The sequence below is a fragment of the Duganella sp. GW822-FHT06D06 genome (assembly GCF_058799615.1).
This window is the reverse complement of sequence record NZ_JBXALQ010000025.1, coordinates 12,779-27,603: the sequence shown is the minus strand read 5'-3', so window position 1 is coordinate 27,603 and position 14,825 is coordinate 12,779. Positions and strand designations below refer to the sequence as shown.

Sequence of the window (14,825 nt, the reverse complement as noted above, 5' to 3'; positions counted from 1 at the left end):
AAGATCCTGCAACCCTGATTGCAGGATCAAAACCGGCCTGGTACTTTGGCCGGCATCCTTGGAACTGAAAATCAGAACTTGTAGTTCAGTCCGAACAGAACCGTACGGCCATACTTCGCATACTCCAGCTGGCGGTCCTTGCTGTTGGCGTAGGTTTCATACGCCTCGTTGGTCAGATTGTTCACCTGCAGCAGCACGCCCAGGCCCTTGTAGGTACCGTCGTTGAAGGTGTAGCCGACCTGGAAATCGACCGGGCTGTCGCCCACCACATAACGCAGCTGGCGGTCGCCGGCGAAGTTGCCGATCTCACCCACGTAGTCGGAACGGCGGCGCGTGCTCACGCGGGTCGAGAAGCCGTTCTTTTCGTAGTACATCGTCAGGTTGGTGACGGTGCGCGACAGGCCAGGCAGCTGGATCTTGCCGATGGTCGAGTTGACCTGCTTGATGTCGATGCCGCTCTCGGTGTACGAGCTGCTGGCCAGCACGCCGAAGCCGCTCAGCGCGGGCGTCAGCAGTTCCAGCGGAACCGACACGGACAGCTCGGCGCCTTTCAACATGCCGCCGCCGCCATTGTAGGAGGTGGTGTACTGGCCCATGTTGCTGATGGCGTTGGTGCCCGGCGTGAACTGCGAGAAGTCGCGGGTTTCCGAGAAGGTGTAGATGTAGGTGTCGAGCTTTTTGTAGAAGCCCGCCAGCGCCACGTAGCCCTTCTTGGCGAAGTACTTTTCCCACGAGATGTCGAAGGCCTTGGCGCGCCATGGATCGAGGCGCGCATTGCCGCCGCTGCCGCTCGGCAGGCGGGTGCCGGCATCGACGGTGAAGTTGAAGCCGGCGTTGAGCTGGTCGACGCGGGCGCGGGCGATCTGCTTGGCCACCGACAGGCGCAGCGTTTGCTCGTTCGGCAGGCCGAAGGCCAGGTTCAGGCTTGGCAGGACGTCGTTGTAGGCCTTGCCATCGGAGGTGGGATGGGCCGCGCCGCCGTTGTCGGCGTACAGCGATTGCGAAGACTGGTCGGTGTGCACCAGTTGCGCGCCGAAGTTGCCGCGCACGGTCACGCCGCCCAAGTCGCTGTCGATGTTGGCGCGGGCGTAGCCGGTGGTGATTTTTTCGGTCACGTCCCAGGCGCGGCTGATGGTGCCGGCGTTGTTGGCCAGGCTGTAGTTGATCGGGTCGAAGTACTTGGCGATCACGCCCGGCACGTTCCACGACGGGACCACGCCGGAACCGGCGAAGCCCAGGTCGACCGGGGTGTACAGCAAGTCGCTGGAGATGGTTGGATTGCCCTTGGCGAACAGCTGGCCCGACGGCTGGCGCTTGGTCTTGGTGCGGTCGCTGTAGTTCATGCCGAGGTCGAAGCCGGCCAGGTATTTGTCCATCATCTCCGGCACCGGCAAGGTGGCGGCCAGCTTGAAGCTCTTCAGCGTGTCCTTCAGGTGCGGCGAGTAGGTGCTGCCGTAGCCGTAGATCGAGTTGCCGGTATAGAGCTTGGTCGGATCGCTGTAGCTGAGTTTGCCGGCGATGGTGGCGAACTGGCCTGGCGCCCAGCCCACCGTCATCAGCGGGTCGTTGAAGGCGCCGCCGGTGGCGCTTTGCAGTTGCAGGTTGTTTTCGAGGTAGGTCTCGTCGCGCTTGGCTTCCGAGTAGTTGGCGTCGGCCAGCAGCGACCAGCCGCCGAAGTTGAATTTGTTGGCCCAGCCGGCGGTGCGGATTTCATCCTTGCGGTTGTTGTACTGGCCGCGCACCAGCGGGTAGGCGCCGGTGGCGGTGCCGCCCAGCAGCGTGCCGTTGACGATGTTGGTGCTGTTGTAGTTGAAGCCGACCGGGTTGTTGCTGCCGTTGTAGCCGCCCAGGTTGACTTCGAACTGGTTGTTGGTGTCGACCTGCTTGAACTCGGAGGCGAAGATGTCCAGCGTGCTGGTCCACATCTTGTTCGGGCGGTATTCCAGCACGCCGATCAGGCCGGTGCGCTTGAGGGTGCCGCTCTTGGCCAGCGACTTGACGCCGGCGGTGACGTAGGTGCCGGCCGGCACGCCGGAGACCTTGCTCTGGTCGAACGGCTCGTAGGTGCCGGTCTCGTTGTCGAGGATAGGCGATTCCATGTTGGCGAAGCCGAGCGCGATGCCGACCGTGCGGTTGGCGAACTGGTCGATGTAGCTGGCGCTGACGCGGTGGCCGGTGTTCTTGGCGTTGGCGATCTTGCCCATCGAGTTGTTCTCGCCGCGCACGTTGATCGACATGTTGCGGCCGGAGAAGGCCAGCGGACGCACGGTCTGCATGTCGATGGTGCCCGACAGGCCCTGGCCGACCAAGCCGGCGTCCGGGGTTTTGTAGACGGTCACGCCGCTCAGCAGCTCGGACGGATACTGGTCGAACTCCACGCTGCGGTTGTCGCCGGTGCTGACCTGTTCGCGGCCGTTGAGCAGGGTGGTGGCGAAGTCCGGCGACAGGCCGCGGATGCTGATGACCTGCGCGCGGCCGCCCACGCGCTGCGCCGCCAGGCCCGGCAGGCGGGCGATCGATTCGGCGATGCTGACGTCCGGCAGTTTGCCGATGTCTTCGGCGGAGATCGATTCGACGATGGAGGTCGAGTCGCGTTTGACCGAAATCGCGTCCTCGATGCCGCGTCGTATGCCCGACACCACCACCGTCGACACCGGCGTTTCGGCCGCTTGCGGCGCGTTGTTGGTTTGCGCGTGCAGCGGCGCGGCCAGTGCCGAGATCAGGACCGCGCAAGCGGCGGCCACCGGGGTGAGTGGGAGGGCGGCACGGACGCCGGACGAGTGCGTGTTCAACTTCATTTGGAGGTCTCCTGGTGTTGTAAAAGGTCGTTTCTGAACGGCGTTCTGAGGCCGCTTGGAAACGATCTTGTATTAAAACTAGAAACCAAGTCAAACGAATATTGGTGCCTTGATATCAACAATGTGCAGGTTTAGCCATAATCGCCCCTCGGAAGCGCTTCCATGTTGTATTTTTGTGTAAGTAAACTACATCGAAAACTGCCCCGCCCGCGACATGGTGCGGTTCGCGACACGTTTACCACTTCTGCCAGCCGACCACGTAGGCCGGCGCGGCGTGGGTGCAGACCGGATCGGTGATCGGTTTCATCTGCATGCGCGCGAACGGCAGCACGCCCGCCCACACCGGCCAGCTCATGTCGTCCTCGTCGTCCTCCGGGCCGCCGGCGCGCACCTTGCAGGCCGCCTCGTCCAGCGCGATGCGCATGATGGTGGTGGCCGCGTATTCCTTGTCCGAGCCCGGACGGATGTCGGCCTGGCGGCCCGGCACCAGCTTCTCCATGAACGCTTCCATCGTGCGGCGCCGCTCGCCCTCGTCCGCCACCACCTCGAAGCGTCCGTAGATCATCGCCGAGCGGTAGTTCATCGAATGATTGAACGCCGAACGCGCCATCACCAGGCCGTCGAGGTGGGTGATGGTCACGCAGGTCTCGCTCTCCGTCAAACGCTTGAGCATGCGGCTGCCGTTGGAGCCGTGGATGTACAGGTGATCCCCTTCGCGCCAGCAGGCGGTGGGAATGCAGTGCGATCCTTTGTCGTCGGCGAAGGCGATGTGGCACAGGTAGGCGTCGTCGATGATGGCGTGCAGCGTGGCGGTATCGTAGTGCGCGTTGGTCGGAATGCGGCGGACGCGGGTGCGTTCGCTCGGTGCGGCGTGGCTTGCTGGTTCGGTCATGATCTCCATCCAAAAAGGTTGAAGCCGCAATATAATGGCTGGCTGGCTCCTGAAACAGGTCCAGAAGCATACAATTTTATGGAGCCACGAATGGACTTTGCCTTGCTGATCGACGGCTATGCCGCGCAGAACCGTCATCGCGGCTGGCCGCGCCAGCGCTTGCTGCATGAATGCCTGCGCGCCGCCATCCGCAACGGCACGCTGGCGGCGGGTACGCGGCTGGCCGCTTCGCGCGCCTTGGCCGAGGAGCTGGGCCTGGCCCGCAACACCGTGCTGTACGCCTACGAGCAGCTGGCCAGCGAAGGCTTCGTCACCACCGACCGGCGCGGCACCGTGGTGGCCGCCGTGGCGCCCGACCGCAAGCCGGCCGCGCCGCATGCGGCGGCGCTGCCGCAGGCCGGCCTGTCGCAGCGCGCGCGCGCCCTGCGCCCGCCGCAGGGGCCGGCCGACATGATGGGCGCCTTCGTGCCCGGCGTGCCGGCGCTCGACCAGTTTCCGCTGACGCTGTGGCGCCGCATGCTGGAACGGGCCTGGCGCGCCATGACGGTGGCGCAGCTGAACTACGGCGATCCGGCCGGCGAATCGCAGCTGCGCGAAGCCATCGCCGACCACCTGCGCGCCGCGCGCGGCGTGGTGTGCGAGGCGGCGCAGGTGTTCATCACCGACGGCACCCAAAGCAGCCTGGATCTGTGCGTGCGCGCGCTGGCCGACGTCGGCGACACCATCTGGATCGAGAACCCCGGCTACGGCGGCGCGCTGGCGGCGGCGCGCGCGGCCAGCCTGAACGTGGCCGGCATCGACATCGACGACGACGGCATCGCGCCGACCGACGACGACTGGCTGCTGCGGCCGCCGCGCCTGGTCTACACTACGCCGTCGCACCAGTACCCGGTGGGCAGCGTGCTCAGCCTGCGCCGCCGGCTGGCGCTGATCGCCGCCGCGCGCGAGGCCGGCGCGCTGATCATCGAGGACGACTACGACAGCGAATTCCGCCACGACGGCGCGCCGCTGTCGGCCATGCAGGGCCTGGCGCCGGACGCGCCGGTGGTCTACCTGGGCACCTTCAGCAAGACCATGTTCCCGTCGCTGCGGATCGGCTTCGTGGTGGTGCCGCCGTGGCTGGCCGAGGCCTTTGCGCAGATGCGCGCGCAGTCGTCCGCGCGCGGGCGCGTGGCCGAGCAGCTGGCGCTGGCGGAGTTCCTGCGCAGCGGCCAGTTCGCGCTGCACCTGCGGCGCATGCGGCGGCTGTACCGGCAGCGGCGCGACGCGCTGGTGGCGGCGCTGGAACAACATCTGGGATCGGTGGCGACGGTGTACGGCGGCTCGGCCGGCATGCACCTGGCGCTGCGCTTCACGCACGCCGATATGGAACATGTGGACGACCACGCGATCAGCGCGCAGGCGCTGGAGCACGGCATCGTGGCCGAGGCGCTGAGCGGCAAGGACACGCAGGGGACGTCGGGCTGGCGGGGATTGATGCTCGGCTACGCACAAGTGCCGGCCGAGCGGATGGAGGGACTGGTCAAACAGTTGGCGGCGATATTGCACCTGGCGGCGTTCGCCGCCAACCGTTCAGGACGACATTAAAACGCGGTGTCGGCGCGGATGTACATCGAGCGGCCGTTGACGCCGATCGGGCAGGTTTCCCAGCAGCGGGTGAAGCCCAGTTTCGGGAACGCGCCGCCGTTGGTCCACTCCGACGGCAGCTGGTTGAACAGATTGTTCACGCCGACGCTGAAGAAGGTGCGCTTGGTGTAGGCATAGCGCACCGAGGCGTCGATCAGCCACTTGGCGTCCCACTTCTGCAGCGGGCTGAAGTTTTCCGCCTGCACTTCGCCGTAGTAGTTGGCGCGGGTGTTGACGTTCCACTGGCCGGCGCTGTAGTCGGCCGCCACCACGTGGTGCTTGCGCGGCTGGCCGTGTTCGATCAGGGTCACTTGCGACTTGTCGAACAGCTTCTCGCCGCTCAGCACCGACGACGTCGAATGACGCTTGGTGACTTCGGTCTTGTTGAAGCCCAGCTGGCCGGACAGCACCAGGGTCGACGCCGCGAATTTCGAGGTGTGCTCGGCCACGATGTCCAGGCCGCGGGTGCGGGTGTCGACCGCGTTGGTGAAGAACTGCGCCTGGCCCACGCCCAAGGGCTTGAGGATGTTGGCGATCGGGCCGCCGCCGGCTTCCGGTGCGATCTCGCTCGAGAACACGATGCGGTCCTTGATCTTGATCTGGTACAGGTCGGCCGTCAGCGACATATTCTTCGCCGGACGCAGCACCATGCCGATGCTGCCGCTGGTCGAGGTTTCCTCTTTCAGCGGCGCGATGCCGAAGGCCTGGGTGACGGCGCTGCCCTGGCGCGCGGTCAGGGTTTCGGTCAGCACGCCGTTGTTCAGGTTGGTCGACACGGAGCTGTAGAACTCCTGCTGCACGCTCGGCGCGCGGAAGCCGGTGGACAGGCTGCCGCGGAAGCCCAGCTGCTTGGTCGGATCGAAACGGGCGCTCAGCTTGCCGGTGACGGTGCTGCCGAAGTCCGAGTATTTTTCGTAGCGCACCGCGCCGGCCAGGGTCAGGTTGTCGACCGGCTTGGTTTCGGCGTCGAGGAACAGGGCGATGTTGTGGCGGCCCGAATCGACGGCGGTGGACGGGGTGTAGCCCGGGAAGCCCTGGATGCCGGAGGCGGCGGTGGCGCCGCTCGGCGTGGTGATGGCGATGGCAGGGTTGTTGGTGCGGCCGTACTGGTACGAGACCGGGTCGCCGGCGACGATCTGGTAGTGGTCGGCGCGGTATTCGAAGCCGGTGGCCAGGAACACGCTGCTGTCGCCGAACTTGAGCGGGCCCTTGACGTCGGCGTTGAAGGTCAGCTGGTTGAACTTCAGGGTGCCGGTGTTGGCGTCGCGCGGCGATTCGCCGTAGATGCTGCCGTCGGCCTTTTTCTCGTACCAGTAGCTGACGTTGACGCTGTCCGACTCATGGAAGCCCAGCTCGCTGGCGCCGTAGTTGATGCTGACGTCGGCCTTCCAGTCGTTGGCCAGGTCGCGCCGGTAGCCGAAGGCGAACGAGGCGTCCTTGATGTCGGTGCTGATCGCCGGCAGGAAGCCGTTCGGCGAGATCGCCGGGATGGTGCGGTCGTCGCCGGCCGAGCGGAAGAAGCCGTAGGAATCGCTCTTGCGCTTGGAGACGCCGCCGAAGGCGTAGAACTCGCTGGCCTTGTCGATCGGCAGCGCGGCGTTCCACCACAGGTAGCCGTCCTTGGTGTTGCTGTCGCCGATGTGCTGGGTCACGCGCGGCGGGTTGACGCGCAGCGAATCCGGGCCGGCGCGGTTGGTCTCGCCGCGCTTGCGCGCTTCCACGGTCAGGTTGACGAAGCCGCCGTCCTGGCCCAGCGCGAAGCCGGTATTGGCGGTGCCCGAGTACAGGTCGCCGTCGCCTTCGGAGGTGGTGCCGTAGCTGCCGCTCAACTGGGTTTCGTTGGTCTGCGACTTCAGCACGATGTTGATCACGCCGGCGATCGCGTCGGAGCCGTATTGGGCGGCGGCGCCGTCGCGCAGCACTTCGATGTGGTGGATGGCGCCCAGCGGAATGGCGTTGATGTCGGTGCCGGCCGAGCCGCGCCCGATGGTCTGCTGCACGTTCACCAGCGCCTGCTGGTGGCGGCGCTTGCCGTTGACCAGCACCAGCACCTGGTCAGGCCCCAGCGAACGCAAGGTGGCCGGCCGGATCGAATCGGTGCCGTCGCTGATGAAGGTGCTGGAGAAGTTGAACGATGGGTCCAAGGTCTGCAGCAGCTTGCCCAGTTCCAGCGGGCCGGCGGTCTGCATGTCTTTCAGGCTGATCAGGCCGACCGGGGACGAGGTGTCCAGCGCGGTCTTGGCGACCGAGCGCGAGCCCAGCACGACCACGGTTTGTTCCTGGACCGGCGCTGTGTCTGCTGCCGCGGCGGCGGTTTGGGCGCTGCCCTGGCCGGCGGCCAGCAGCAGGATCGCGCTGGCGACCAGCGTGCGTTTGAAGTGCGGTGCTCTTGTCATGTATCTCTCTCGTTGTTGTGGACACGCGCGGATAGCACGGTCGAGAAAAATACTATCGTGGCCGCTCACCGGGCGGCAACGCGGCTTGCACCATATTGTTGCGGAATATGCACATTTGATAATATTTCGTGCCTTATACGACGACTTGGCGTAATCTGGCCGACGGCCTGCCGCAAAATGGTGCAAAACTGTGGTGTGCACGCATCAGTAAACTGTTTATTGCTGATCCAGCATCCAGCCCTTCAAACCGTTGACCCAGGACTTGGCCGGCAGGTTCAGGCTCTTCTTGATGGCGCCGGCGCGTTCGTACAGCACGCTGAAATCGAGCACCGGCGACTGCTTGAAGGCGATCACCACGATGTTGGCGTCGTGCACCTCCGGCAGCCAGACCACGGCGTCGAACACCTGTTCCATCGCGTGCAGGTTCTTGTCGTAGTTGGCGAAGTCGCCGAACACATTGGTGGTCATCATGCCGCCGTCGCGCAGGCAGTCGCAGCAGGCCTGGTAGAACTCGGGCGTGTCCAGCACCGGGCCGCGCGCCTCCTCGTCGTACAGGTCGACCTGCAGGATGTCGACGCTGCCGTGGTTGGCCGGGTCGAGCACGAAATCCATGGCGTTCATCTCCAGCACGTCGAGGCGCTCGTCGTTGGACGGCAGGCCGAACTGCGCGTTGCAGATGGCGATCACGTTCGGATTGAGCTCGACCGCCGTCACGCGCGCGCCGGGCAGGCGACGGTAGCAGAACTTGGTCAGCGCGGCGCTGCCCAGGCCCAGCTGCACGATGTGGCGCGGCTGGTCGTTGAACAGCAGCCACATCATCATCATCTGCACATACTCGAGCTCGATGTTGTCGGGTTTGGAAAGCCGCATCGCCCCCTGCACCCAGGAGGTGCCGAGGTGCAGGCTGCGCACGCCCTCGAATTCGGTGGTGGTGGCCGGCGGGTGGCCGGGCGCGTCGTAGCGGCTGGGGGAGGCGGGAAAGGTGGACATGCCGGCAGTCTACCAGCCGCAGCGGCGTAAAAAAAGACGCCGTAGCGTCTTTTGAGGGGAAACAGCTCAGGCTTTGCGGCGTCGCGCGACCACGCCCATCAGCGCCAGGCCGCCCAGCAGCATGCCGTAGGTGGTCGGTTCCGGCACCGGCGAGGTCACGTCCAGCGTGCCGGCGTAGCTGCCGATGCCGTGATCCGTGCCCTTGATGGTCAGCGTCAGCAGCCCGACCACCGGCGTGGCGAAGTACAGACTGCCGGAAAATCCGCCGAAATTACTCACCGGCAGCGGCGCGCCGTTGATGTCGGCCCAAGTGAAGTTCAGGTCGCCGGCCGTGGACGCCACATTGGCGAAGAAGCCCTGCGCCGTACCCGGCATGCCGGAATACGAGAAAGTATAGGTGTCGGTGAACGCCAGGCCATCGGTGTGCGACGTGCCGAAGGAAATGGTCCAGTCGGTCGGCCCGCCCGTCATGGCCAGCACCGGCGACGTATAGTCGTTCGCCCATGCGCCACCTGCCGCCATTGCCATTAGTCCGGTTGCTAATATCGATTTTAATTTCATTTTATCCCCGCGAAAGATCAGACAAGACCACGAAACCCCGTACTGCTCATGCAAGGTACGCTGGCGGATTTTCGATGTCAATTGGCTATTTTTTTATCGCACCGGAAAGACTGATAGAGCGCAACTAATACACGGGCTGGACGATAAGAAATTTCTATTATTCAATTTCCGTTGTGCAAATTATCAACTTAATTTCAGTTAAGTAATGACGGTTTAGTTGTTGGCAGCCGACACCGGCAAGATCAGCGTGACGGTCAGGCCGCCGCCGTCGCGATTGGCCAGCGTGATGCGGCCGCCGTGGGCTTCGGCGATTTCGCGCGCCAGCGCCAGGCCCAGGCCGGTGCCGCTGCGCTTGGTCGAGTAGAACGGCACCAGCGCGTTGGTCAGCACGGTGTCGCTCATGCCGGGGCCGCGGTCTTGCACGTCGATCCGCACGGCGCCGTGCAGACGCCGCACCTCCAGGCTGACCTCGCCGGCCGGCGAGCCCGATTCGTGGGCGTTCTTGAGCAGGTTCAGCAGCGCCTGCTCCAGCTGCGAGGGATCGAAGGCGCATGGCTCGTCGGGCGGCGCGCCGGCGATGCGGAACTCGACCTGGGCCGCCAGCTGGGCCAGGAAGGCCGGCCACGCCTGCAGCTCCAGCCGCGGCGTCGGCAGCTTGGCGAAGCGCGCATAGCCGAGGATGAAGCTTTCCAGGTGGCGGGTGCGCTCCTCGATGGTGGCGAGGATTTGCGGCAGGCGCTCGGTCTGGCCGCGCCGCACCAGCTCGGCGCCGGAATGGGCCAGCGAGGTCAGCGGCGCGAGCGAGTTGTTCAGCTCGTGGCTGATGACGCGGATTACCTTTTTCCAGGTCTGCACTTCCTGCCGGCGCAATTCCATGGTCAGCTGGCGCAGCAGCAGCAGCTCGTGCTTGCGGCCGTTGAGGTTGAAGCTGCGGCGCGCCAGGTGGTAGACCTCTTCCTCGTCGAGGGTTTCCTGGTCCCCCTTGGCGCCGGCCTGCTTGGTGGTGAACAGGCCGTCGCCGCCGCGCGCCAGCGCCTCCAGCAGCGCCGGCGAGGCGTGCGCCAGGATGTCGTCGAGCCGGTGGCCCTCCAGCTTGCGGCCCTGGTTGAGCAGCTGGCGCGCCGCCAGGTTGGCGTAGACGACGGGGCCGGCCTCGCTGACCAGCAGCATCGCCACCGGCGTGTTCTGCACCATGGTGTCGAGCAGCAGCTCGCGCTGCACCAGGTCCAGCCGTTGCTGGCGCAGCACGTCGCCCAGCGCGTTGTGGGCCGCCACCAGGTCGCTCAGCTCGTCGTTCTGCGGCCAGTGCAGGCTGAACGAGAAATCGCCGTCCTGGTAGCTGGTCACGGTGCCGGTCAGCGCGCGGAACAGCGACAGCATGTATTCCAGCTGGGAGCGGATGGTGATGATCGAGATCGGCAGCACGCACAGCAGGCACACCGCCAGCACCCGGCCCGGATGGTCGGGGAAGAAATGGGTCAGGGTCAGCGCGATCAGGATGCCGACCGTCAGCAGGGTGCCGACCATCGCGGTCCAGCGCGTCAACAGCGAAAGGCGCGAGCCTTGCGGGCGCGGACCCTGGCGGCCGGCGTCGTCCATCAGGGGCGGGCGATGCCGAGCCGCTCCATGCGGCGGTACAGCGCCTGGCGCGACAGGCCCAGCTCGGCGGCGGCCTGCGCCACCACGCCGCCGGCGCGGCTCAGCGCCAGGCCGATGGTGTCGCGGTCCGGCTCGCGCGCGCCGTCGTCGGCGCTGGCGCTGGCGGCGGCGGCCGGCAGGCCGAGGTCGGCCGCCTTGATGACGTCGCCGGCGGCCAGCAGGCCGGCGCGCGCCATGACGTTCTTCAGTTCGCGCACATTGCCCGGCCACGGGTGGGCCAGCAGCGCCTGCTGCGCCGACGGGTGCAACTGCTTGCCGTCGCCGAGGAAGTGCTGGGCCAGCGGCAGGATGTCGGCCGGACGGCCGGCCAGCGGCGGCAGCCGCAGCTCGATCACGTTGAGGCGGTAGAACAAGTCTTCGCGGAAGCTGCCGGCCCGTATCATGGCCTGCAGGTCGGCGTTGGTGGCGCTGACCACCCGCACCTTGACCTGGCGCTCGCGGTTGGAGCCGAGCCGCTCGAAGCGGCCGGTCTCCAGCACCCGCAGCAGCTTCATTTGTCCGGCCAGCGGCAGGTTGCCGATCTCGTCGAGGAACAGGGTGCCGCCGTCGGCCGCCTCGAACTTGCCTTCGCGCGCCTTGGAGGCGCCGGTGTAGGCGCCGGCGTCGGCGCCGAACAGTTCGGCCTCGATCAGCTCGGCCGGCAGCGCGCCGCAGTTGAGCACCACGAAGGGGCCGTCGCGCACGGCCGAGTTGGCCTGGATGATCTCGGCGATGCGTTCCTTGCCGGTGCCGTTCGGACCGCTAATGAGGACCGGCACGTCGGCGCGCGCCACCTGGCAGGCCAGGTGCACCACGCGCTCGGTGGCCGGGTCGCGCCACACCATGCCGCGCAGGTCGTAGCCGCGCTCGAGTTCGCGCCGCTGGCGCAGCTCGGTCTGCAGGCGCTGCTGCAGGGCCCGCTTGGCCTGGCCCAGCTCGATCAGATTGTGCACCGTGGCGATCAGGCGGTTGTCGTCCCACGGCTTGGCCAGGTAGTCGGCGGCGCCGGCCTTGACCAGGTCGACCGCCGCGTCCAGGTGGGTCCAGGCGGTCAGCAGGATCACCGGCAGCTCGGGATGGCGCTCGCGGATGGCGCGGAACAGCGCCGTGCCTTCCTCGCCGGAGGTGGTGTCGGCGGAAAAGTTCATGTCCTGGAGCACCAGGTCGACGCTGTGGCGTTCCAGCAGCGCCAGTCCGGCTTCGGGGGAGGCGGCGCGCAGCGCGTCGATGTCGTGCAGCGAGAACAGCACTTCAAGCGCGATGGCGACGGCGGCGTTGTCGTCTATGATCAATACGGTAGGCATGCCGCAAGCATAACATTGTCGCGGCATGCCCGGGGTGGCAAACATTGGCCGCGCGGCTAGGCGCTGCGGGTGGCGGTGGCCGGCGAAATGCTGGCCGCGCGCCAGGCCGGGCCGTACACGGCGGCCACCCCCAGCGCCCAGAACACGCCGGCGCCGGCGACCAGGTAGCCGGCCGGCAGGCGCGCCATCTCCAGCTGGCTCACCAGCAGCTGGTTCAGGCCCAGCGCCAGCAGCACGCCGGCCGCCACGCCGACGCTGGTGATCATCACGTTCTCGGTGATGAAGTAGCGCAGGATGTCGAGCCGGCGCGCGCCGAGCGCGCGCCGCACGCCGATCTGCTTGCGGCGCTGCGTGACCCACAGGCTGGCCATGCCGACGATGCCGCTGGAGGTGATCAAGAGCAGCAGCACGCTGACCGTCACCAGCATCCAGGCCAGCGCGTTGTCGGCGCGGTAGCGGTCCTGGCGGAAGTCGGCCATGGTCTTGACCTTGGTGATCACCGGCGTCGGCGAGGCGGCGCGCAGCGCCGCCTCGGCCTCCTTGACCACGCGGTCGAGCTGGCCAGGCTCGGCGCGCAGCGTGTAGTTGTTGGCGTTGTCGCCGGTCAGGCGGGTCGGCACGATGGTGGAGAACTCGCCGCGTTCGCCGATCTGGGCGTTCGGCGATTGCAGCCGCTCGATCACGCCGACCACGCGCGCGTCCCTGGCGCTCTCGCCGGTGCCGAAGTAGAAGGTCTTGCCGATGAAGCTGGCCGCGCCCGGCCACAGTTTTTCACCCTGCCGGCGGGTGATGATGGCCACCTTGGGGAAGTCGTCGCTGGTGTTCTGGTCGATCTCCAGGATCTCGTTGGGCAGGAAGTCGCGCCCTTCGACCAGTTGCAGGCCCCAGGTCTTGACCAGCGAATCGGGGGTGACGTAGGTGCTGGTGGTGGCGGTCGACTTGACTTGCCGGCGGTCGGCCGCCACGCCGGTGTAGTTGCCCGAGCGCGACAGCGGCATCTGGCTGGTGATGGCCACCGAGAGCACGCCCGGCACGGCGCGCAGCGTCGCCGTTTCGCGCTGCTGCGCCGCCAGCTCCGGCTGGTGGCCGCCGTTCTGCAGCCGGCGCACCTGCAGGTTGAAGACGTCGGCCTCGTTGGCGACGCCGCTGGCGCGGGCCGACACGGCCTGGCGCACCTGCACGATGTGCAGGGCGTTGGCCAGGATGCCGAGGCTCAGGGCGACCTGCACGGCCACCAGGATGGGGCCGGTCTTGTTGCGCAGCAGCGCCGACAGGATGGGACGGATTTCCATGACAGGTCCTTATTGGGATTTGAGTTGCAGGGCGGGCGTGACCTGGCAGGCGCGCCAGGTCGGCAGCAGGCCGGCCAGCACGGCCGACAGCACCGCCAGCGCGAAGGTGGTCAGCAGCATGATCCAGTCCATATGCGCGACCACCGTCAGCGCCTTCGACTGCATCGCGATCAGCGCCAGCGCGCCGAAGGCCAGCACCAGGCCGAGCACGCCGCCGACCAGGCCGACCACGGTGGTCTCGATCAGGAACTGGTGGAAGATCTCGCGGCGCGAGGCGCCCAGCGCGCGGCGGATGCCGACCTCGGCGGCGCGCACCGAGAACTTGGCCAGCAGCAGGCCGATGGTGTTCACCAGGCACAGCACCAGGAAGCCGAACGCCAGCCAGGCCGACAGCTTGCTGTCGTTGCCGACCACCTTCATGTAGTCCAGCCATTCGCGCACGTCGTACAGCTTGTTGGGGGCGTTGCGCGGCAGGCGGCCCAGCTTGCGCTGCTCGGCGGCGTAGCTGTCGAGGTAGTTCTGCAGGCTGGCGCGCTCGCCGGCGCCGCGGGTCTCGAACCAGAACTGGATCCAGGTGCACTCGGAGTCGAGGAAGGCCTGGTTGCCGGGGGCGATGTCGTCGCTGCAGCTGGTGCTGCCGTTGCGCGGCATTTCATTGCGGATCGCCGTGCTGAAGGGCACGAACATGTCGTCCTCGTCGCTGAAGGCGCCGTCGGGGCTGCCGATGATGCGGTGGAAGCGCGGCACCACTTTCCAGGTGTCGACCACGCCGACGATCTGGTATTGCTGGCCGCTCATGGTGAGGCGCTGGCCGACCGGGTCGGTGTCGCCGTACAGCTTTTCCGACAGCTTGCGCCCCAGCACCACGACGTTGACGGCGCTCTTGTCTTCGGCCGGGCTCCAGGACTGGCCGTGCAGGAAGGGCGCGTCGAACATATTGAAGTAGTCGCTGGCCACGGCCAGGCCGCGCGCGATGAACACGCCGATGTCCTTGCGCGCCGGCTCGACCGCCAGGCCGGTGCCGTAGATCGGCGTGGCGCGCTCGGCCGCCTTGCTGTTGAGGAAATTGAGCGCGTCGCGGTAGCTCAGCTGGTTGTCGTTGGCCTCGTCGCCGGGCTTGTAGCCCTTGACCGGGCCGTTGTCGACCAGCGGCACGAACAGGCGCTCGCTCTTGTGCGGGATCGGGTCGCCCGACATCACGTGCAGGATGGTCAGCGTGGCCACGCTGGCGGCCACGCCGACGGCCAAGGTCAGCACCATCAGCGCGGTCAGGGCCGGGTTGCGGCGCAGGCTGCGCAGTCCCAGCAGGAAGTAGTATTGGAACATGT

Annotated in this window: 10 protein-coding genes; 1 reads left to right on the top strand and 9 read right to left on the bottom strand. The window is 66.7% G+C overall.

Annotation, left to right across the window (positions count from 1 at the left end; all coding sequences use genetic code 11):
- Window positions 1-71: 71 nt before the first annotated feature.
- Window positions 72-2,798: a TonB-dependent receptor gene (locus AC1RMD_RS29120; protein ID WP_492931995.1), complete on the bottom strand. Its 2,727-nt coding sequence runs from the start codon at window positions 2,796-2,798 to the stop codon at window positions 72-74.
- Between the two features lie 235 nt (window positions 2,799-3,033).
- Window positions 3,034-3,699: a pyridoxamine 5'-phosphate oxidase family protein gene (locus AC1RMD_RS29115; RefSeq protein WP_492931993.1), complete on the bottom strand. Its 666-nt coding sequence runs from the start codon at window positions 3,697-3,699 to the stop codon at window positions 3,034-3,036.
- Between the two features lie 81 nt (window positions 3,700-3,780).
- Between AC1RMD_RS29115 and pdxR the strand changes: the two genes are divergently transcribed.
- Window positions 3,781-5,277: a MocR-like pyridoxine biosynthesis transcription factor PdxR gene (gene pdxR / locus AC1RMD_RS29110; protein ID WP_492931991.1), complete on the top strand. Its 1,497-nt coding sequence runs from the start codon at window positions 3,781-3,783 to the stop codon at window positions 5,275-5,277.
- Here pdxR and AC1RMD_RS29105 read toward each other — a convergent pair.
- From AC1RMD_RS29105 to AC1RMD_RS29075, 7 genes are all read right to left on the bottom strand, one after another.
- A complete protein-coding gene (locus AC1RMD_RS29105) occupies window positions 5,274-7,712 on the bottom strand; it encodes a TonB-dependent receptor plug domain-containing protein (protein WP_492931989.1) in 2,439 nt (812 codons plus the stop codon). The two genes, pdxR and AC1RMD_RS29105, sit on opposite strands and share 4 nt — an antisense overlap.
- A 216-nt stretch (window positions 7,713-7,928) precedes the next feature.
- On the bottom strand, window positions 7,929-8,702 hold the full coding sequence (locus AC1RMD_RS29100; protein WP_492931987.1) for a spermine/spermidine synthase domain-containing protein: 774 nt from the start codon (window positions 8,700-8,702) through the stop codon (window positions 7,929-7,931).
- Between the two features lie 66 nt (window positions 8,703-8,768).
- Window positions 8,769-9,263 carry an FxDxF family PEP-CTERM protein gene (locus AC1RMD_RS29095; RefSeq protein ID WP_492931985.1) on the bottom strand — a complete coding sequence of 165 codons (495 nt, stop codon included), beginning with the start codon at window positions 9,261-9,263 and terminating at the stop codon, window positions 8,769-8,771.
- Window positions 9,264-9,476: 213 nt separating this feature from the next.
- The gene (locus AC1RMD_RS29090; protein ID WP_492931983.1) at window positions 9,477-10,862 is read right to left on the bottom strand and encodes a sensor histidine kinase; all 1,386 of its coding nucleotides are present in this window, start codon (window positions 10,860-10,862) and stop codon (window positions 9,477-9,479) included.
- The gene (locus tag AC1RMD_RS29085; protein ID WP_492931981.1) at window positions 10,862-12,205 is read right to left on the bottom strand and encodes a sigma-54-dependent transcriptional regulator; all 1,344 of its coding nucleotides are present in this window, start codon (window positions 12,203-12,205) and stop codon (window positions 10,862-10,864) included. The genes AC1RMD_RS29090 and AC1RMD_RS29085 overlap by 1 nt, the downstream gene beginning before the upstream one ends.
- A gap of 56 nt (window positions 12,206-12,261) precedes the next feature.
- On the bottom strand, window positions 12,262-13,497 hold the full coding sequence (locus AC1RMD_RS29080; RefSeq protein ID WP_492931979.1) for an ABC transporter permease: 1,236 nt from the start codon (window positions 13,495-13,497) through the stop codon (window positions 12,262-12,264).
- A gap of 9 nt (window positions 13,498-13,506) precedes the next feature.
- On the bottom strand, window positions 13,507-14,823 hold the full coding sequence (locus tag AC1RMD_RS29075; RefSeq protein ID WP_492931977.1) for an ABC transporter permease: 1,317 nt from the start codon (window positions 14,821-14,823) through the stop codon (window positions 13,507-13,509).
- Window positions 14,824-14,825 lie beyond the last annotated feature (2 nt).